Source organism: Frankia alni ACN14a, from assembly GCF_000058485.1.
Taxonomy (GTDB): Bacteria; Actinomycetota; Actinomycetes; order Frankiales; family Frankiaceae; genus Frankia; species Frankia alni.
Genome location: NC_008278.1, coordinates 2,350,537 through 2,369,124, shown reverse-complemented (window position 1 = coordinate 2,369,124; position 18,588 = coordinate 2,350,537). Strand labels below are relative to the sequence as shown.

General features: G+C 74.3%; 16 protein-coding genes. 9 read left to right on the top strand and 7 right to left on the bottom strand.

Annotated features, from left to right (window positions below; all coding sequences use genetic code 11):
- The first annotated feature begins 6 nt into the window (after positions 1-6).
- Complete coding sequence (locus FRAAL_RS09465; protein WP_041939068.1) at positions 7-1,536, top strand: phytoene desaturase family protein; 1,530 nt, start codon at positions 7-9, stop codon at positions 1,534-1,536.
- Positions 1,537-1,564: 28 nt separating this feature from the next.
- Here FRAAL_RS09465 and FRAAL_RS09460 read toward each other — a convergent pair whose 3' ends face one another.
- A complete protein-coding gene (locus FRAAL_RS09460; protein ID WP_011603332.1) occupies positions 1,565-2,164 on the bottom strand; it encodes a molybdopterin-binding protein in 600 nt (199 codons plus the stop codon).
- Positions 2,165-2,623: 459 nt separating this feature from the next.
- The gene (locus FRAAL_RS09455) at positions 2,624-3,322 is read right to left on the bottom strand and encodes a CDP-alcohol phosphatidyltransferase family protein (RefSeq protein WP_041939067.1); all 699 of its coding nucleotides are present in this window, start codon (positions 3,320-3,322) and stop codon (positions 2,624-2,626) included.
- A 160-nt stretch (positions 3,323-3,482) separates the two neighbouring features.
- On the opposite strand from FRAAL_RS09455, the gene FRAAL_RS09450 reads away from it, so the two are divergent.
- Complete coding sequence (locus tag FRAAL_RS09450; RefSeq protein WP_011603329.1) at positions 3,483-3,731, top strand: hypothetical protein; 249 nt, start codon at positions 3,483-3,485, stop codon at positions 3,729-3,731.
- Between the two features lie 8 nt (positions 3,732-3,739).
- Here the strand turns inward: FRAAL_RS09450 and metF are convergent, their stop codons facing one another.
- Positions 3,740-4,636, bottom strand: coding sequence for a methylenetetrahydrofolate reductase [NAD(P)H] (gene metF, locus FRAAL_RS09445; RefSeq protein ID WP_041939066.1), 897 nt, complete (start codon positions 4,634-4,636; stop codon positions 3,740-3,742).
- An 88-nt stretch (positions 4,637-4,724) separates the two neighbouring features.
- Positions 4,725-5,438, bottom strand: coding sequence for a DUF4097 family beta strand repeat-containing protein (locus FRAAL_RS09440; RefSeq protein WP_011603327.1), 714 nt, complete (start codon positions 5,436-5,438; stop codon positions 4,725-4,727).
- A gap of 2 nt (positions 5,439-5,440) precedes the next feature.
- On the opposite strand from FRAAL_RS09440, the gene FRAAL_RS09435 reads away from it, so the two are divergent.
- The 5 genes from FRAAL_RS09435 (at position 5,441) to FRAAL_RS09415 (ending at position 11,273) form a co-directional block, all read left to right on the top strand.
- Positions 5,441-6,517 (top strand): polyprenyl synthetase family protein, encoded by a 1,077-nt coding sequence (locus FRAAL_RS09435; RefSeq protein WP_011603326.1) that lies wholly within the window; start codon positions 5,441-5,443, stop codon positions 6,515-6,517.
- Positions 6,518-6,559: 42 nt separating this feature from the next.
- Entirely contained in the window at positions 6,560-8,113 is a 1,554-nt protein-coding gene (gene crtI / locus FRAAL_RS09430) for a phytoene desaturase family protein (protein WP_011603325.1), read from the top strand.
- Positions 8,114-8,197: 84 nt separating this feature from the next.
- Positions 8,198-9,310 (top strand): AAA family ATPase, encoded by a 1,113-nt coding sequence (locus FRAAL_RS09425; protein ID WP_011603324.1) that lies wholly within the window; start codon positions 8,198-8,200, stop codon positions 9,308-9,310.
- Positions 9,307-10,317: a DUF58 domain-containing protein gene (locus FRAAL_RS09420; protein ID WP_011603323.1), complete on the top strand. Its 1,011-nt coding sequence runs from the start codon at positions 9,307-9,309 to the stop codon at positions 10,315-10,317. The genes FRAAL_RS09425 and FRAAL_RS09420 overlap by 4 nt, the downstream gene beginning before the upstream one ends.
- Positions 10,314-11,273: a VWA domain-containing protein gene (locus FRAAL_RS09415; RefSeq protein WP_011603322.1), complete on the top strand. Its 960-nt coding sequence runs from the start codon at positions 10,314-10,316 to the stop codon at positions 11,271-11,273. The genes FRAAL_RS09420 and FRAAL_RS09415 overlap by 4 nt, the downstream gene beginning before the upstream one ends.
- On the opposite strand, the gene FRAAL_RS09410 is transcribed toward FRAAL_RS09415, so the two are convergent.
- Positions 11,188-12,729 carry an HNH endonuclease gene (locus tag FRAAL_RS09410; protein WP_083866988.1) on the bottom strand — a complete coding sequence of 514 codons (1,542 nt, stop codon included), beginning with the start codon at positions 12,727-12,729 and terminating at the stop codon, positions 11,188-11,190. The genes FRAAL_RS09415 and FRAAL_RS09410 overlap by 86 nt on opposite strands.
- A gap of 606 nt (positions 12,730-13,335) precedes the next feature.
- Between FRAAL_RS09410 and FRAAL_RS09405 the strand changes: the two genes are divergently transcribed.
- A complete protein-coding gene (locus FRAAL_RS09405; RefSeq protein WP_085949667.1) occupies positions 13,336-14,334 on the top strand; it encodes a phytoene/squalene synthase family protein in 999 nt (332 codons plus the stop codon).
- On the opposite strand, the gene serS is transcribed toward FRAAL_RS09405, so the two are convergent.
- Complete coding sequence (serS, locus tag FRAAL_RS09400; RefSeq protein WP_041939065.1) at positions 14,307-15,569, bottom strand: serine--tRNA ligase; 1,263 nt, start codon at positions 15,567-15,569, stop codon at positions 14,307-14,309. The two genes, FRAAL_RS09405 and serS, sit on opposite strands and share 28 nt — an antisense overlap.
- A gap of 244 nt (positions 15,570-15,813) precedes the next feature.
- On the opposite strand from serS, the gene FRAAL_RS09395 reads away from it, so the two are divergent.
- Positions 15,814-16,662, top strand: a complete 849-nt coding sequence (locus FRAAL_RS09395; protein WP_041939064.1) for a peptidylprolyl isomerase — start codon at positions 15,814-15,816, stop codon at positions 16,660-16,662.
- A gap of 29 nt (positions 16,663-16,691) precedes the next feature.
- Here FRAAL_RS09395 and FRAAL_RS09390 read toward each other — a convergent pair whose 3' ends face one another.
- On the bottom strand, positions 16,692-18,482 hold the full coding sequence (locus FRAAL_RS09390; protein ID WP_011603316.1) for a DEAD/DEAH box helicase: 1,791 nt from the start codon (positions 18,480-18,482) through the stop codon (positions 16,692-16,694).
- Between the last annotated feature and the right edge of the window lie 106 nt (positions 18,483-18,588).

Here is an 18,588-nt window from a genome sequence, read left to right as displayed (position 1 = left end):
GACGCCGTGGCCCGGGTGGTGGTGATCGGCGCCGGGGTGGGCGGGCTGGCCGCCGCGGCCCGCCTGGCCGCCGCGGGGCATGAGGTCACCGTCTGCGAGCAGTCGTCGCGGATCGGCGGGAAGCTCGGCTGGTACGAGCGGGACGGCTACGGCTTCGACACCGGGCCGTCCCTGCTGACCATGCCCGCCGTGTTCGAGGACCTGTTCGCCGCGACCGGCGGACCGTTGCGCGCCGAGCTGGACCTTCGCCGCCTCGACCCGATCGCCTCCTACCGGTTCGCCGACGGCACGACCCTGGCCGCGCACGCGGACGACGGCGCCTTCGCCGCCGAGCTCGACGAACGCCTCGGCGGCGGCGCCGGCGGCGACTGGCGACGCCTGGCCGACCGGGCGGCGCGGGTCTTCGACGCCGCCGAGGGGCCGTTTCTGTCCAGCCCGGTGCGCGCCGCCGGGCTCGCCCGGCTGGCCTGGGCCTCGCCCGGGGACGTCGCGGCGGTCGCCCCCGGCCGCAGCCTGCGCGGCCTGGGCCGCGGCTACCTGCGCGACCCCCGCCTACGGATGGTGCTGGACCGCTACGCGACCTACTCCGGCTCCGATCCCCGGCGCGCCCCGGCCGCCCTGGTTTCGGTGGTACACGCCGAACGCCGCTTCGGCGGGTGGTACGTGGAGGGCGGGCTGCGCCGGCTGGGCGAGGCGATCGCGCGGCGCGCCGAGGAGCGCGGGGCCCGGATCCTGCTCGACACCCGGGTGCTGACGGTGACCCGCACCCCCGGCGGCCGGGTCGACGCGGTGCGACTCGCCGACGGCCTCCTGCTGCCCGCCGACGTCGTCGTCGCCAACGTCGACGCGGCATCGCTCTACGGCCGCCCGGAGAACGCCCGGCGGGCGGGGGGCCGGCTGGTGGACGACCGGGCCGGGCGGCGCCGCGTGGGGCGGGCCACGCCGTCGATGTCCGGGTTCGTGCTGCTGCTGGCCCTGACCGGCGCCACGCCGGGGCTGGGCCACCACACGGTCACCTTCCCGGCGGACTACGACGGCGAGTTCGACGCGGTGTTCGCCGGGCGCCTCGCCGCCGACCCTGCGGTCTACATCGCCGCCCCGGCGGACCCGGCCTGCGCGCCGCCGGGCGGCGAGGCGTGGTTCGTCCTCGTCAACGCCGCGCCGCATGCCCCGGCGCCGGTCGCCGCGGCGGGGCGTCCCGACGCGCGCGGCCTGGACTGGGACGAACCCGGCCTGGCGGACCACTACGCCCAGCACGTCCTGGACATCCTCGCCGCCCGCGGGTTCGACGTGCGGTCCCGGCTGCGGTGGTACGAGACGATCACCCCGGCGGACCTGGAGCGGCGCACCGGTTCGGTGGGCGGATCGATCTACGGCGGGTCGTCGAACGGTGCCCGGGCGGCGTTCCTGCGTCCACCGAACGCCGCCCGGGTACCGGGGCTGTTCCTCGTCGGCGGGTCCACCCACCCCGGCGGCGGCCTGCCGCTGGTCGTGTTGTCCGCCGGCATCGTCGCCGGGCTCGTCGGGCCGGCCTGACCGGCCCGACTCACCCGGCGCCCGCGGCCTACAGCCCGGCGCGGACCAGCGTCACCGCGGTGACGCCGGAGACGTACCGGCCGCCCTTGGTGTCGCCGGGGGCGGTCAGGCGGGGCCCCTCCTTCGCCAGCGACACGCCGTCCTGGGTGACGGCGAGCAGCGCCTCGGTGTTGGCGAAGCCGGGGTCGATCTCGCCCCACGAGACGACCGACTCGTAGCCGTCGCTGGCGTGGACGACCGCGGCGTAGCGCAGCGCGTCGTTCTTCACGTCACTGCGCAACGCCGGCTTCGCCGCCTGCAGGACGTCGTAGAGCAGGGGGCCGGTGTAGGTGTGGGTCTGCGGACCCGCCCCGCTCTGGAAGGAGACCGTCTGGGTGTGCTGCGGGTACTTCGCGGCGAGATCGGCGACGGTCAGCAGCACCGGGTGCGCGATCCGGCCGAGGAGCACCACCCGGCCCGGCGGCAGGGTGGGAAGGGGATGCGGGACTGCCTTGGCGGGCGCGGCGGCCGCAGCGGGGGCCGGGGTGGCGGCCGGAGTGGCGGCCTCGGCCCGCCAGGTCGGCAGCAGGCTGACGACGAGGATCGCGGCCAGGGCCAGAACGATCGCGACGACACGCGGACGGGACACTCTGCGGGCGAGGTACGACACCATTTCCCCGAATCTTTCGTGGGTGCGGAGTTCGCCGGTCACGCGGCCGCGGCCCGCGGCCGATCGGCGACTGAGCGGATGGCCAGATCGTAGCGATGAATCCGCAGATCTGGGCGGAAAGCCAAGAAGAATCCGCGTATGCGGATCATCTGGTCAGCTTTTCCACGCTTCCGCCGGTGACGCTCCGACCCCTGGTCGGCCGCCCGCGGGCCGGCGACCACCACCGGCGGAGACCGACGAGCAACCCGCGGTCAACCGCGACCGCCCAGATCTTCCGGACCCCGCCGGTCGGACGACCATCAAAACTGTCCGCATACTGAACAGATCTCTCGCATACGGTCTGTTCGCGCACGACCGCAGAAGCGGGCGCCGCCCTCGGCACGAAGGAATGGACGGAGGTCCGAACAACGCGCCCGTCACCCGGCTGTCGTCACCCGGCTAGTCACGGGGTGGGGGCGCGCCCAGCAGGAGGGCACGCAGAGTGAGCATGAGCTGGCCGAGGCCGACCACGCAGACCGCGAGCGTCGCGCCTGCCGCCACCGTCCCGGCAAAACCGGCCAGGCCGGGGACGATGCCGGCCCCCGCCAGCCCGAACGCGGCGACGATGAGCCGCGTCGGCCGCTCACCGATCGTCACGACGCCGATCTCCCGGAAGCCGGCACTGCCGGCCCGCGCCCGGGTGTACTCCAGCAGCCCCAGCGCGCATCCGGCGGCGACGAGCAGACCGCCCGGCGCCCCGACGTACCACAGCGCGACCAGGTACAGCGCGTCGCCGCAGCGGTCGGCGACCGAGTCCAGCACGTAACCCCAGGCACTCGCCCGACCGGTCAGGACGGCCACGGCTCCGTCGAGGCTGTCGGCGACGCCCCCGAGCAGCATCACCACCACCGCCAGCAGCGGCCAGCGGCCCCCGGCCGCGGCGGCCGGCAGCGCGAGCGCCGTGACCGCCACCCCCGCCGCGGTCACCGCCGACGGCGGCACCCGGCGGGCGGCCAGCGGGCTCGCGACCCGGTGGACCAGCGTCAGCCAGGCGCGCACCAGCCACAGCCCGCCCCGCGGGTCGTACCCGCCGTGCAGGGCCGACCAGCGCGCGAGATAGGTGTCGCGGTCGGGTACGGGGGTGCGCACAACGTCCATCCTGCCCGGGACATCAGCCGCGACCGGGACGCCGACCCCGTCCGGGACGTCACCGCCCCGGGGACGTAGAGTCGCGTGGACTTCCACCACGGGCCGCGGCCACGTCGGCCGATGGGAGCGGACGGACGAGGCCAGGCCGGCCCCGCCAGGCGGGAGTGACGTGACCGAGCAGGTAAGCGGCGTGGTGGAGAGCCTCGACGACCTCGACCCGCGGGTGGTCTTCGCCCCCCACCGCCACCAGGTGATCCTCGCCGTGCGGATCACCCCGGTCTTCAACACCCTCGACCTCGGCCTCGTGGCGGCGGTGATCGACACCGCCAACCAGGCCGGGTTCGCCCTGGAGCGCGAGCAGACCTTCCGCGACGAGTGGCTGCTGTGCGTGTTCGAAGCCTACGACGATCCCGAGTAGGCGCCCGCCTACCGGACCGCCTCGAAGATCTCCCGCGTGGCGCTGGACCGGTTGAGGGTGATGAAGTGCAGACCGGGCGCCCCGCCGTCGAGCAGGCGGCGGGACAGCTCGGTCGCCACCTCGAGGCCGACCGCCCGCACCGCCGCCGGGTCGTCCGCGACGGCCTGCAGCCGGGCGGCCAGCGCGGGCGGGAAGGCGGCACCGGACAGCTGTGCCATCCGGACGATCTGCGCCACGTTCGTCACCGGCATGATCCCGGGGATGATCGGCTTGTCGCAGCCCAGCGCGCGGACCCGCTCGACCAGCCGGAAGTAGTCGTCGGCGCCGAAGAAGAACTGGGTGATGGCGTAGTCGGCGCCGGCGTCGAACTTGCCCACCAGGTACCGGGCGTCGGTGTCGAAGTCGGGCGAGCGGGGGTGCCTGTCCGGGAAGGCCGCCACCCCGACGCAGAAGTCCCCCACCGACTTCACCAGCCGCACGAGCTCGTCGGCGTGCTCCAGCCCCTGGGGGTGGGCCGTCCAGGTGCCCTGCGGGTCGCCGGGCGGGTCGCCGCGCAGTGCGATCACGTTGCGCACGCCCGCGCCCGCGTAGTTGCCGATCACCTGCCGCAGCTCGGCGACGGAGTGGTTGACCGCGGTGAGGTGGGCGATCGGCGTGAGGGTGGTGTCGGTGGCGATCCGCTCGGTCACCCGGATCGTGCCCTCGCGGGTCGAGCCGCCCGCGCCGTAGGTCACCGAGACGAAGGAGGGGCGCAGCGCCTCGATCCGGCGCAGGGCGGTCCACAGGTGACGCTCGCCCTCGGGCGTGCGGGGCGGGAAGAACTCGAACGAGAACGAGGGACGCCCGGAGGCGAGGAACTCCCCCATCGTCGCCGGTTTCGCGCTCGCACTCCGAACCGCCGTCATGCGACGAGAGTAGACCGGCGCGGACCACGGCCGGAGACGTACCCCTGTGCCGGAAACACGCGTGAGCGGCACGTGACATCAACGCACATCAGATCGGCAGCGGCCCCAGCGGGGCGGTCAGGCCGATGCGCACCCGGCCGGCGACGGTGCGGGCCACCACCCGCCGCGTGGCCCCCGGCGTCGGCGCCAGCGCCACGTCGACCGCGCTGGGATCGCCCGTCTCGACCTCCACCGCATACGCGCCGTCGGGGAGCATGACCGTCAGAAGACCGGACTCGGTGTGCGCATGGACCGTGTCCGGCGGCTCGCTGAAGTGCAGGTTGACGTCCCCGCCCCGGCTGCGGGCGGCGACCGGGCCGGCGCCGAGCTCGCGGCCGGCGATCGTGCCGTCGCGGGTGACCAGCGACAGCTCCCCGCGCACACCCCACAGGGTGATCTCGCCGGTGAGCACCTCGGCGCGCACCCGCGTGCCGGGCGGCACGGCCAGCCGGACCCGCACGTCGCTGCGCCGCCCGTCGATCCGCAGCACCGACCCGCCGGTGGTCACCGCGGGACCCGAGCGGCCGGGCCGGCGCCGCACCGTGAGGTCGACGCGCACGTCAGAGCGGTCGCGCTCGGCGACCTCGACCCGGCCCGCGGCCACCATGACCTCGACGGCCTCTATACCGTCGACGGTGTGAACCAGCTCGGCGGGTGGCATCCGCAACAGGGACAGACCGCCCACCGCGGCGGCCAGCAGCACGACGGCGATCACCAGGATGGCGGTGTCGAACACGGGCACACCGCACGGTACCCCGGTCACCGATGACCGATGTCCGCCCGCGGGTCTCCGCCGTACTGCGCCGGTTCGCCGACGCCCGGGGGGCGGCGCTGCGCGACATCGACGCCGATCTCGACCCCTTCGTCCGGGTTGCCGAGGACGTGCTGCTCAGCGGGGGCAAGCAGGTGCGGCCGGCGTTCTGTTACTGGGGCTGGCGGGGCGCCGGCGGGCCGGACTGCGACGAGATCGTGACGGCCGCCGCAGCCCTGGAGGTGCTACACGCCTGTGCGCTGGTGCACGACGACGTGATGGACGGCTCGCAGCTGCGCCGCGGTGCGCCGAGCGCGCAGCGCCGCCTGACCCTGGTGCACCGGCGGGCCCGGCTCGGCGGCGATCCGGACACCTTCGGCCGCTCGGCGGCGATCCTGCTCGGCGATCTCTTCCTGACCTGGGCGGACGATCTGCTGATGGCCAGCGGGCTGACGCCCGGCGCCCTGGCGCGGGCCTGGCCGACGTACGCGCGGATGCGCGGCGAGCTCGTCGCCGGCCAGTACCTCGACCTCGCCAGCCAGGTGGGACCCGGGGCCAGCCAGGGGGGAGCCGGGGGCGGCCAGGTGGACCCGGCTCGGGTCGCGCGGATCGCCCGCTACAAGACCGCCGGCTACACGGTGGTCCGACCGTTGCAGCTCGGCGCCCTGCTCGCCGGGTCACGTCCCGGCCTGCTGGAGACCTACGCGGCGTTCGGCCATCCGCTCGGAGAGGCGTTCCAGCTCCGCGACGACGTCCTCGGGGTGTTCGGCGACCCGGCGGTGACCGGCAAGCCCGCCGGGGAGGACCTGCGCGACGGCCGGCCCAACGGGCTGCTGGCGCTGGCCCTGCGCCAGGCGCGGCCGGCCGCGGCGGCCCGGCTGCGTGACCTCGTCGGTCGCCCGGCCCGGCCCGGCGCGGTCGAACAGGCGCGCGAACTGATCGCGGCCAGCGGCGCACCGGCCGCAGCCGAGGAGCGGATCGCCGCCCGCACCGCGCAGGCCCTGGCCGTCCTGGCACGCTCCGATCTGGACGACACCACCCGCGGCGCGCTGATGGAGCTCGCGACCGCGGCCACGGCACGGGCACAGTAACGCGGACGACCGGGAAGAGCGGGGAGAGGAGGCGGGCGCCGGATGCGCACGGTGGAGGGCCCGACGGATCACGTCGTCATCGTCGGGGCGGGCTTCGCGGGGCTGTCGGCCGCGCTGCGCCTGGCGGGGGCCGGGCGGCGGGTGACGGTGCTGGAGCGCGAGGCGGTGCCGGGCGGGCGGGCGGGGCTGCTCACCCTCGGCGGCTACCGGTTCGACACCGGCCCGACCGTACTGACCATGCCCGAGCTGATCGCCGACGCGCTGGACTGCGTCGGCGAGGACCTCGATCGGTGGCTGACGCTGACCCGGCTCGACCCGATGTACCGGGGGTTCTTCGCCGACGGCTCGTCGCTGGACGTGCGCGCCGACCCGGCCGACACCGCGGCGCAGATCCGGGCGCTGTGCGGCCCGGCGGAGGCCGCCGGTTTCGAGCGGTTCGTCACCCTGGTCACGGCGATGTACCGGGCCCAGGTGCGGCACTTCATCGACGCCCAGGTGGACTCGCCGCTGTCGCTGCTGCGCCCACAGCTCGCCCGGCTCGCGGCGCTGGGCGGCTTCCGCCGGCTCGACACGGTCGTCGGCCGTCACCTGCGCGACCCGCGGACCCGGCGGATGTTCTCCTTCCAGGCGATGTACGCCGGGCTGGCCCCGCACGACGCGCTCGCCCTCTACGCCGTCATCTCGTACATGGACTCCGTCGCCGGGGTCTACCACCCGACCGGCGGCATGCACGCCGTCGCCGAGGCGATGACCGCAGCGGCGGTCAAGCACGGAGTGACCGTGCGCTACGAGACGACGGTGAGCCGGGTGGAGGTGCACGGCGGGCGGGCGGTGGCGGTGCACACCACCGCCGGCGAGCGCATCGGCGCGGACGTGGTGGTCCTCAACCCGGACCTGCCGATCGCCTACGCCGAGCTGCTGCCGCCGGCGGCGGCGCCGGCCCGGCTGCGCCGGCTGCGCTACTCCCCGTCGTGCTTCCTGCTGCTGGCCGGCGCGCGGGCGGAGTACCCGCACACGGCGCACCACACCATCCACTTCGGCCACGCCTGGCGGCGGACCTTCGCGGAGATCATCGACCGGGGCGAGCTGATGAGCGACCCGTCGTTTCTCGTCACCACGCCGTCGCGCAGCGAACCGGCGATGGCGCCCGCCGGCGGGCACGCCTACTACGTGCTGTTCCCGACGCCGAACCTCACCGCGCCCCTGGACTGGTCCGTACTGCGCTCGCGCTACCGCGACGAGGTCGTCGCCACCTGCGAACGGCGCGGCTACGCCGGCTTCGGCGACGCCATCGAGGTGGAGCAGGTGACCACCCCGGCCGACTGGCGGGCCCGCGGGATGGCCGCGGGCGCGCCGTTCGCCGCCGCCCACACCTTCCGCCAGACCGGCCCGTTCCGCCCGGCGAACATGGCGCCGGGGCTGGCGAACGTGGTGTTCGCCGGCAGCGGCACCCGGCCCGGCGTCGGCGTGCCGATGGTGCTCATCTCGGGACGGCTCGCGGCGGAGCGGATCCTCGGCGCCGATCGCGGTTACCGCTCGCGTGCGCTGCGCTCCGAGGCCCCGACCCAGCCCGGCCCAGCGACCGAAAGTTCCTGAACAGGGGCTTAGAAGACGCTTGCAACCGAGCCGTGCCGACTCCGTTGGCGCCCCATTCCGCGCCGGGGCTGGGAGAATACCGGCATGGACGATGGGCAGAGCCCGGCCGGCCTCGCCGCCCCGGACACCACCTCGGACGCGGCGCTGCTCGAGCGCGCCCTGTTCGAGATCAAGAAAGTGATCGTCGGGCAGGACCGCATGGTCGAGCGCATGCTCGTCGCGCTGCTCGCCCGCGGGCACTGCCTGCTCGAGGGCGTGCCCGGGGTGGCCAAGACGCTGGCGGTGCAGACCCTGGCCACGGTGGTCGGCGGCTCGTTCGTCCGGATCCAGTTCACCAACGACCTCGTGCCCTCGGACATCGTGGGCGCCCGCATCTACCGGGCCAGCCAGGAGGCGTTCGACGTCGAGCTCGGGCCGGTCTTCGCCAACTTCGTGCTGGCCGACGAGATCAACCGCGCGCCCGCGAAGGTGCAGTCGGCGCTGCTGGAGGTCATGTCCGAAAAGCAGGTCTCGCTCGGCGGGGCCACCCACCGGCTACCCCGGCCGTTCCTGGTGCTGGCCACCCAGAACCCGATCGAGTCCGAGGGTGTCTACCCGCTGCCCGAGGCCCAGCGCGACCGGTTCCTCATGAAGGTCAACGTGCCCTACCCCAGCCCCACCGAGGAGCTGGAGATCGTCCGGCGGATGGGTGTGTCGCCGCCGGTCCCCGAGCGCGTCCTCGGCCCGAAGGTGCTGGAGCGGCTACAGGCGCGGGCCGACAACGTGTTCGTCCACCACGCCATCACCGAGTTCGCGGTGCGGCTGGTGCTCGCCACCCGGGCACCGGCCGAGGCCGGGTTGCCGGAGCTGGCCGGCCACCTCGCCTACGGCGCCTCGCCGCGCGCCTCCCTCGGCCTGGTCGCCGCCGCCAGGGCGCTCGGCCTGCTGCGCGGGCGCGACTACGTGGTGCCGGACGACGTGGTCGCCGTCGCCCTGGACGTGCTGCCGCACCGGCTGGTGCTGTCCTACGAGGCGCTGGCCGAGGGGCTGACCGCGGACGCGATCGCCGCCCGCATCCTGGAGACCGTCCAGCCGCCGCAGGTGGCGCCGCGCCAGCAGGCCCCCTACCCCACCGGGCCTGTCGGGCCGAACACCGGCGGCTGGGGCACCAACCCGCGCTCGGGCTTCCCGGAGTACCTCGACCGGGGCCCGCTGTGACGACGCCGGCCGCGGCCACCCCGGGCTCCGACCCGGCGGTGGAGCGGACGCTGCGCCGCCTGGAGCTCACCGTGCTGCGCCGCCTCGACGGGATGCTGCTCGGCGACCACCTCGGGCTGCTGCCCGGCCAGGGCAGCGAGAAGGCGGAGAGCCGCGAGTACTCCGTCGGCGACGACGTGCGCCGGATGGACTGGGCCGTCACCGCCCGCACCACCGTCCCGCACGTCCACGACCTCATCGCCGACCGGGAGCTGGAGACCTGGGCTCTGGTCGATCTCAGCGCCAGCAGCGAGTTCGGCTCCGGCGCCTGGGAGAAGCGCGACCTCGCGGTCGCCGCCACCGCCGCCGTCGGTTTCCTCACCGCCCGCACCGGCAACCGGATGGGCGCGGTCGCGCTCACCCAGGCCGGCACGCGGCTCATCCCGGCCCGGCCGGGTCGCGACGGCCTGCGGGCACTGCTGCGCAGCCTGCTCACGCTGCCCCGCACCGCGCACGACCGGCCGCACCGCCGCCCCGACCCGGCGGCCGCCACCGACCTCGCCGCCGCCGTGCAGGGCCTGCTGCGGCCGCCGCGCCGGCGCGGCCTCGCCGTCGTCATCTCGGACTTCCAGTCCACCGACCTCGGCTGGGAACGCCCGCTGCGGGTGGTCGCCGCCCGCCACCAGGTGCTCGCGATCGAGATCGTCGACCCGTTGGAGCTGGCCCTGCCCGCCGTCGGCCTGCTGCCCGTCGTCGACGCCGAGACCGGGGCGATGCTGGAGGTCCCCACCTCCTCGCGGAAGTTCCGGCAACGGTACGCCGCGGCCGCCGCGGCGCACCGCCGGGAGGTCTCGCTCGCCCTGCGCCGGGTCGGCGCCGACCACCTCGTCCTGCGCACCGACTCGGACTGGCTCGTCGACATCGTCCGCTTCGCCTCCGCGAACCGGCGCGGCCGCGGTGCCGGGCGGCGCGCGCCGGTCGGTCGCGGCGGCCCGGCGGTCCGACCCGCCCAGGCGGGTACCCGGTGAGCTTCCTCGCCGGCCACTGGCTGTGGCTGTACCTGCTCGTCGCCGCGCTGCTCGTCGCCTACATCGTCGTCTCCGCGCGGCGGCGGGTCTACGCGGCCCGCCTGTCGTCCACCTCGGTGCTGGCCTCGGTGCTGCCGCGGCGCCCGCAGTGGTGGCGCCGCCACGTCCCGGCCGCGCTGCTGCTGCTCACCCTCGCCGGCCTGGTGTTCTCGCTGGCCCGGCCGGCCCGCGCCGAGCGGGTGCCACGGGAACGCGCGACGATCATCCTGGCCATCGACGTGTCGAACTCGATGGCCGCCACCGACATCGCCCCGAACCGCCTGGAGGCGGCCAAGCAGGGCGCCGAGGCGTTCGTCGACCAGCTCCCGCCGCGCATCAACCTGGGCCTGGTCTCCTTCGCCGGCAGCGCGACGGTGCTCGTGCCCGCCTCCACCGACCGCGAGTCGGTCCGCGCCGGCATCCGCGGCCTGCAACTCGGCCCGGCGACGGCCATCGGTGAGGGGATCTTCGCCTCGCTGCAGGCCATCAACACCGCCGGCAAGCGGTTCTCCGACGCCGGGCAGAGCCCGCCACCCGCGGCCATCGTCCTGCTCTCCGATGGCGAGACCACCCGCGGCCGGCCGAACACGCAGGCCACCGACGCCGCCCGGCAGGCGCACGTCCCCGTCGACACCATCGCCTACGGCACCAGCGACGGCACGCTCGACGTCGGCGGCCAGGAGGTGCCCGTCCCAGTCAACGAGCAGGCCCTCAACGAGATCGCCGACCAGACCGAGGGCTCCTACCACCGGGCCGCCACCGGCGACGAGCTGCGCTCGGTCTACAAGGGCCTGGGCAGCTCCATCGGCTACCGGACCGAGTACCGGGAGATCACCACCTGGTTCCTGGGCCTGTCCCTCGCGCTGGGCTTCCTTGCCGCGGCGAGCTCGCTCGCCTTCGCCTCCCGCCTGCCATAAGGCGTCCTCCGTCGCGGGTGTGGATCGTGGTGGGGTCGATGTGGCGGGTTGCGCGGGCGAGGGTTCCTGCCGGCTCGGGCCCGGGCAGGACCGGTGGTGCTTCGACGAGGACGCGGCCGTCGACGGTCCGCGCGGTGACGGTCCCGTCCGCGTCGCGGCCGAGGCTGATGTCGTCGTCGTGCACCGCCCGGTGATGGGTCGAACAGACCAGCAGCAGCCGGTCGATGTCGGTATCACCCCCGCGGCCCCACCAGGTGAGGTGATGCAGGTGCAACCAGCGGGTGTGACCGCAGCCCGGATACTGGCAGCGCCCCTGGTCCCGCAGGTAGACCGCGTCACGAAGCCGCTGCCCGGGCTGACGCTGCCGCCGACCGAGATGCAACGGATTACCGTCCGGGTCGGTGAGCAACGCCCGGATCAGCCCGTCACAGCCCAGGCGCTCCACCACCTGCCGGGACAGTCCGACGCCCCCGTCGACCTGCGCCCACGCCCCGATCCCGATCCGCGCCACCCCCAGCAGCCCCCCCGCGGGGCCCTCCTTCGGGTCCGCCGCGTCGCTCCCGGCCTCTCCATCACCACCGGCCGCAGTGACGTCGCTGCTGGTGGGGGTGGGCTGGGTGGTGAGGTGCACGGCCAGGGTGTGACCAGGGTTCATCAGCCCCGGGGCAGGCCGGTCGAGGAACCCGTCGGCCAACGCGACCAGCGCGTCGGCGTCCCGCTGCCGATCCCGCGCCGCCACGACCCTCTCCCCATCCGCGGGCACCTCACCCACGTCGCCCCCCGTGCCGCCGTCTGCTGGGGGATGGTCGCCGGGTAGGGCCGTGGTGTCCTCGAGACTGGCCCGGGCGGCGTCCAACGCGGCGATCAACCGGGCGCCCTCGTCCGGGGACAGGACCGCCCGCAGACACAGCATCCCGTCGCCGTCGAACGTCCACGCCACCCGCCGTACGGCCCGCCGAACCTTCGGATCACCGTTGGCCTGCCGGTAGGAACGGACCAGCCGTTCCACCTGACCGGCCGAGCACCGTCGGGCACGGGCCAGCCACAGCTCCTCCGTCGCGGGCTCGGCGACCCGGGTCACCGCCCGCACCTTCGCATACGACACCGTGCCCGCCGCGAACGCCGCCCGCACCATCGGAAGACCCTCCAACGCCCGCGCCGTCGCCACCTGCTCCCGCGCCGTACGCAGGCCGACACCGCACCGCCAGGCCAGCCAGTGCGCACACGAACCCATCCCCATCCCCGACCAGCCACCGCGGCGGTCGAACGCCGCGACCGCCAGCAGCCAGCCACAGCTCGCCGCGGCAATCCGCCCCGCCCACCGGCAGATCACCTCCTCCACCTCCCCCAACGACGCGGCCTCCACATCCACCCCGATCAGCGCGGACGCATCCGACGACGCCGACGAGGCCGAGGGAACAGGCAGAGGAAGAGGAGACGTGGACGCTGCACTCATCAGGATCACCGGGCCAGAGGTGTCATCGATCAACGGACACGACGATCGTCCCACCCACCACCGACAAAAACCCAACACAAGATCAACCATGGTGGGGTGGGACGGCGCGGGCACAACGGGACGGGCCCGACCGCGGCGGGCCCGACCGAGACGGGCCCGACCGCGGCGGGCCGGGCCAGGCCCTTCCAGAACCGGAAGCCCCACTCGGCGATGCAGCCGGAACCCCACCCGAACCGGCCCCACCGATGATCATGGTGTTCCGCGGAACCGCCCGCACCGCCGGACCGCAGGCCGGACCCCGCCGATCATGTCCGGAGCAGAGTCCCGCCCCGGCAGCAACACCGGCACGGCACGGGCGTGGAGCCCGCGGCGGGACGCGAAACCAGCAGAAAAACATCATGGTCCGCGGAACGGAACCCATCCGGTGCCAGAACCGCGCCCCGCCCTGACCTCGACACCAGGAAACGATCATGGTGTTCCGCGGAACAGCCGCGACCCGACTCCGACAGTCGATCATGATGTTCGGAGATTTAGGACCGGGGGCCCAACCCGATCCTGGATGCGACGTTGACAGGGCCTACCGTCAGTACCGTTAGGCTGAATGCCGTGGGGGAGCTCGACGCGGCCGGGATCACCGATCCCCGGTTGCGCGCGTCGTATGCACGAGCCCGCGCCCTCAACGCCGCCCACGGGCGCACCTACTACCTGGCGACCCTGCTGCTGCCGCCGTGGAAGCGGGCGCACGTACATGCCCTGTACGGCTTCGCCCGCCACGCCGACGACATCGTCGACGACCTCGACTCGGCGCTGACCGGCGACGAGCGGGCCGTCCGGCTGCAGGCCTGGAGTGGCCGGTTCCTCGCCGCGCTGCGCGACGGCGTGCCCGCCCACGCCGTCGACGCCCAGGTCTCGGGCGAGGACGGCGGTCAGAACGGGGCGGCGAGCGAGGTGTCGGTGCTGCCGGCGGTCGTCGACACGATCCGTCGCTTCGCGCTCGACCCCGACCACTTCGCCGCGTTCCTGTCCTCGATGGCGATGGACCTGACCGTCACCGGGTACGCGACATGGGAGGACCTGCTGGTCTACATGCACGGCTCAGCCGCGGTCATCGGCCTGCAGATGGTGCCGCTGCTCGAACCGGTCGACGACAGCGCGCTGCCCTACGCGCGCGACCTCGGCCTGGCCTTCCAGCACGCCAACTTCATCCGGGACGTCGGGGAGGACCTGCGCCGCGGGCGGGTGTACCTGCCGCAGACGTCGCTGGCGCTGTTCGGCGTCACCCGGGAGCATCTGGCCGCCGGGGTCGTCGACGGGCCGGTCCGCCGGCTGCTGGCGTTCGAGATCAGCCGGGCCCGGGAGCTGTTCCGGGCGGCGGCGCCCGGTATCCGACTGCTGCACCCCACCTCGCGGGACTGCATGCGCACCGCATTCGTCCTCTACCGGGAGATCCTCGATGAGGTGGAGCGGGCCGACTACCGGGTGCTGGAACGCCGGGTGGCCGTCGGGCTGCCGCGGCGCCTCGCGGTGGCCGGGCCGGCCCTGGTCCGGGCCGCCCGGGAGCGCCGCCGCGGCGGCGCTCAGATCAGCTCGCGCCCACCCAGGTAGGGCCGCAGCACCTCGGGGACGCGCACCGCGCCGTCCGCGGTCTGGAAGTTCTCCAGCAGCGCCGCCAGCAGTCGGGGGGTGGCCACCGCGGTGTTGTTCAGTGTGTGGGCGAAGCGGATCGTGCCGTCGGGGTCTCGGTAGCGCAGGTTCGCCCGGCGGGCCTGCCAGTCGTGCAGCGTGGAGCAGCTGTGCGTCTCCCGGAAGCGCCCCAGCGACGGAAACCAGGTGTTGATGTCGTTCATCCGGAACTTGCCGACGCCCATGTCCCCGGTGGCGCACTCGACGACCTCGTAGCACAGCCCGAGGTCGGACAGGATCCGCTCGGCGGTGGCGAGCAGCTCGGCGTGCCAGCGGGCCGACTCGGCCTCGTCTGCGGCGCACAGGACGAACTGCTCGACCTTCTCGAACTGGTGCACGCGCAGCAGGCCGCGGACGTCCCGGCTGGCGCTGCCGATCTCCCGGCGGAAGCACGGCGAGATCCCGGCGTAGCGGATCGGCAGGCGGGCGGCGTCGAGGATCTCCCCCGCATGCAGGCCCACGAGGGCCACCTCGGCGGTTCCGGCCAGGTACAGGTCGTCCTCGGGGATCGCGTAGATCTCCTCCCGGGCCTTCGGCAGCATCCCCGTGCCGATCAGCGGCTCCTCGCGGACGAGCGCGGGAACCGCCACCGGGGTGAACTCCCGGCCGCGCAGCAGGTCCAGCGCGTAGGAGTGCACCGCCCGCTCCAGCATCACCATGTCGCCGACGAGCGCGTAGGCCCGCTCGCCGGCGACCTTGCGGGCGCGGGCGAACTCGGCCCAGCCGCGCTTTTCGGCGAGCTCGGTGTGGTCGAGCGGGGTGAAGTCGAACTCCGGGGGCGTGCCGACGGTGCGCAGCACCACGTTGGCCGCCTCGTCCGGCCCCACCGGCGCCCCCGACCAGGGGATGTTCGGCGTCAGCAGCATCAGCTCGGACAATCGCGCACCCGTGCGGGCGAGCTGCTCGCGCAGGTCCTTGAGCTGGGCGTCGAACGCCTCGTGCTCGACGCGCAGCTCGGCCCGGCGGGCCTCGTCGGCCTTGGCGAACTGCTTGGCGAAGCTCTTGCGCCGGGCCTGCGCCTCGTCCACCTCGAACTGCAACTTGCGATTGTCCTGGTCGAGCTGGAGTAGTTCGTCGACATCCAGGTCAATGCCCTTGACCGCGACCGCGTCCCGCACGGCCTGCGGATTCTCCCGGATAAAACGCTTATCGAGCATGAATCGCGTCAGCCCCTGATCGGTACCGCACCTCACCTTGCGGCAACGCTACCAGCCACCGCCGACGCCTCCGGCGCACAGCGGGCGCACAGGCGGCTTCGGCATGCTCGCCACAGGTGCGCTGCCCAGCCGGGCGCCGCCCAACGGTTACGGTGCACAGACCACATGTGTCCACCGCCGCGGGACGGACGGGACGCAACAGCGAGGAACCTGCCAGGTTCGGGATGTGAGGAGGCCGGCGACGGTGGCCAGTTCCAAGGAGCGACGGCAGCGCGAGCTCGCCGAGGCTCGCGCGGCCCGGCAGGCGCAGCGACGGCGGGTCGCCCATCGCCGCCGCCAGCAGCGACTCGCGATCGTGGCCGGCTTCGTGACGATCGTGGTCGCGGCGTCGGCGATCGCCGCGATCCTGCTCACCGGCAAGGACGACAAGTCCGACGTCACCGCCGCCGACGCGGCCAGCACCGCGGCCCCCAGCGCCGCCGCGGCGGCCACCAGCAAGGTCGGCGCCTGCACGTACACCGCCAACGGGGAGACCCCGGCCCGCGGCGCCACCCTGCCGAAGGCGGCGGCCACCGTCGACACCTCCCCGGCCACCATGACCATCACCACCGACGCCGGGACGATGACGGCGAGCCTGGACGCACAGAAGGCGCCGTGCACCGTCCACGCGCTGCGCACGCTCGCCGACGCCAAGTACTACGACAACACGCTGTGCCACCGGCAGACCGGCGGTGCCGAGGCGGGCATCTCCGTGCTGCAGTGCGGCGACCCGACGGGCACCGGCAGCGGCAGCCCCGGCTACGGGTACGCCAACGAGAACACCGAGGGCGTCACCTACGACCGCGGGGTGCTCGCGATGGCGCACAGCTCCGCGCCGAACAGCAACGGCAGCCAGTTCTTCATCAACTACGCCAACCCGACGCAGCAGGGGGCGGCGGCGCTGGCCGGCGGCTACACCGTCTTCGGCAAGATCACCACGGGGCTGGACGTCCTCGACAAGCTCACCAAGCCCGGCGTGCAGGGCGGCGGCTCCGACGGCGCCCCGGCCAGCAAGGCGAAGATCCTGTCGATCGCCATCTCCCAGGGCGGCTGACGCGGCGGCTGGGCCGGCCCGGGCAGCCGTCAGCCGGCCCAGCGGCGGATCGTGTCGATGCGGGCCTGCAACTGCGCGGCGCTGGCCTGCCCGCTCGGCGGACCACCGCAGGACCGGCGCAGCTCGGCGTGAATCATTCCATGCGGCTTGCCGGTGCGGTGGAAGTGCGCCCCGACCAGCCGGTTGAGCTCCTTGCGCAGCTCGGCGATGACCTCGTGGACCGGTCGGGTCGTCGGCTGCGCACCGTCGCGGGCCGCCGGCACCTCGGGCTCGGGCTGCCCGGCCGCCCGGGCGGCGGCCCCGCGGCGCGCGGCCGCCTGCTGGGCGGCCTCCCGCTGGCGCAGCAGGGTCGCGACCTGGTCCGGCTCCAGCAGGCCCGGCAGGCCGAGGAAGTCCTCCTCCTCCACCGAACCGGGCGCCGCGGGAGTACCGAACTCGCCGCCGTCGAAGATCACCCGATCGAGGTGGGCCGACGAGCCCAGCGCCGTGAACAGCGTGTCGGGCTGGTCGGGGGTGTCCCTGCGCCGGTTGGCCTCGCGCAGCGCGTCGTCGTCGAAGGCGTCGGGGTCGCGCGGCTGCTTCTCCAGCGCGTGGTCGCGCTGGATCTCCATCTCCCCGGCGAGGGCGAGCAGGGTGGGCACGCTCGGCAGGAACACCGAGGCGGTCTCCCCCCGACCCCGACCCCGGACGAACCGACCGACGGCCTGGGCGAAGAACAGCGGCGTCGAGGCCGAGGTCGCGTAGACCCCGACGGCGAGGCGGGGCACGTCGACACCCTCGCTCACCATCCGCACCGCCACCATCCACCGGTCCGCGGACTCCCGGAAGTTGGCGATCTTCGCCGACGCGGTCGGGTCGTCGGACAGGATGAGCACCGGCGACGTGCCGGTGATCCGGGCCAGCAGCCCCGCGTAGGCCCGCGCGGCGGCGTGGTCGGTGGCGATGACCAGCCCGGCGGCGTCGGGCATGCCGCCGGCGCGCACCTGCGACAGCCTGGTGTCCGCCGAGGCGAGCACGGCCGGCATCCAGTCCCCGCCCGGGTCCAGGGCGGTGCGCCAGGCGGCGGCGGTCTGCTCGCCCGTCAGCGGTTCGCCGAGCCGGGCCGACAGCTCGGCGCCGGCGCTGGTCCGCCAGGACATCTCGCCGGAGTAGGCGAGGAAGAGCACCGGGCGCACGACGCCGTCGCGCAGGGCCTCGGCGTAGCCGTAGGAGGAGTCGGAGATGCTGCGCAGGACGCCGTCGGGTCCCGGCAGGTAGGTGACGAACGGGATCGGGTTGACGTCGGAGCGGAACGGCGTCCCGGTCAGGGCGAGGCGTCGCGCCGCGGGAGTGAACGCCTCCCGGGTCGCCTCGCCCCAGGACAACGCGTCGCCCGCGTGATGGATCTCGTCGAGGATGACCAGGGTGCGCCGGGCGGCGGTCCGCGCCCGGTGCAGCGCCGGGTGGGCCGCGACCTGGGCGTAGGTCACCGCGACGCCGGTGTAGTCGGACGACGTCGCGCCGGCGGAGTTGCGGAAGTCCGGGTCGAGGTCCACCCCGACCTCCGCGGCGGCGACCGCCCACTGCCGCTTGAGATGCTCGGTGGGCGCGACGACCGTGATCCGGCTGATCTCGCCGGTGCCCAGCAGGTCGGTGGCGACCTGCAGGGCGAAGGTGGTCTTGCCGGCGCCCGGCGTCGCCACCGCGAGGAAGTCCCGGGCCCCGGACGACGAGCGGGACCGGTAGACGTCGAGGGCCGCCCGCTGCCACGCGCGCAGCGGACGGCTCGGGGCACCGGATCCGGGCGGTCGAGGACGTCGGTCGAGGGGTCCGGCTCTCACGCCCTCACTCTAGAAGGCGACGCCCGTCGGCGGAACGCAGGCCACCCGCGCGCCGGGAAGACCACATTTTTGCCCTAGCTGGTCTCGAAGGGACCACAGTGACTAT

Bases quoted from the DNA above. Each gene is read 5' to 3' on its own strand.
- FRAAL_RS09455 (WP_041939067.1), bottom strand. From the start codon at position 3,322: ATGGACGTTGTGCGCACCCCCGTACCCGACCGCGACACCTATCTCGCG.
- metF (WP_041939066.1), bottom strand. From the start codon at position 4,636: ATGACGGCGGTTCGGAGTGCGAGCGCGAAACCGGCGACGATGGGGGAG.
- FRAAL_RS09435 (WP_011603326.1), top strand. From the start codon at position 5,441: ATGACCGATGTCCGCCCGCGGGTCTCCGCCGTACTGCGCCGGTTCGCC.
- crtI (WP_011603325.1), top strand. From the start codon at position 6,560: ATGCGCACGGTGGAGGGCCCGACGGATCACGTCGTCATCGTCGGGGCG.
- FRAAL_RS09425 (WP_011603324.1), top strand. From the start codon at position 8,198: ATGGACGATGGGCAGAGCCCGGCCGGCCTCGCCGCCCCGGACACCACC.
- FRAAL_RS09410 (WP_083866988.1), bottom strand. From the start codon at position 12,729: ATGAGTGCAGCGTCCACGTCTCCTCTTCCTCTGCCTGTTCCCTCGGCC.
- serS (WP_041939065.1), bottom strand. From the start codon at position 15,569: ATGCTCGATAAGCGTTTTATCCGGGAGAATCCGCAGGCCGTGCGGGAC.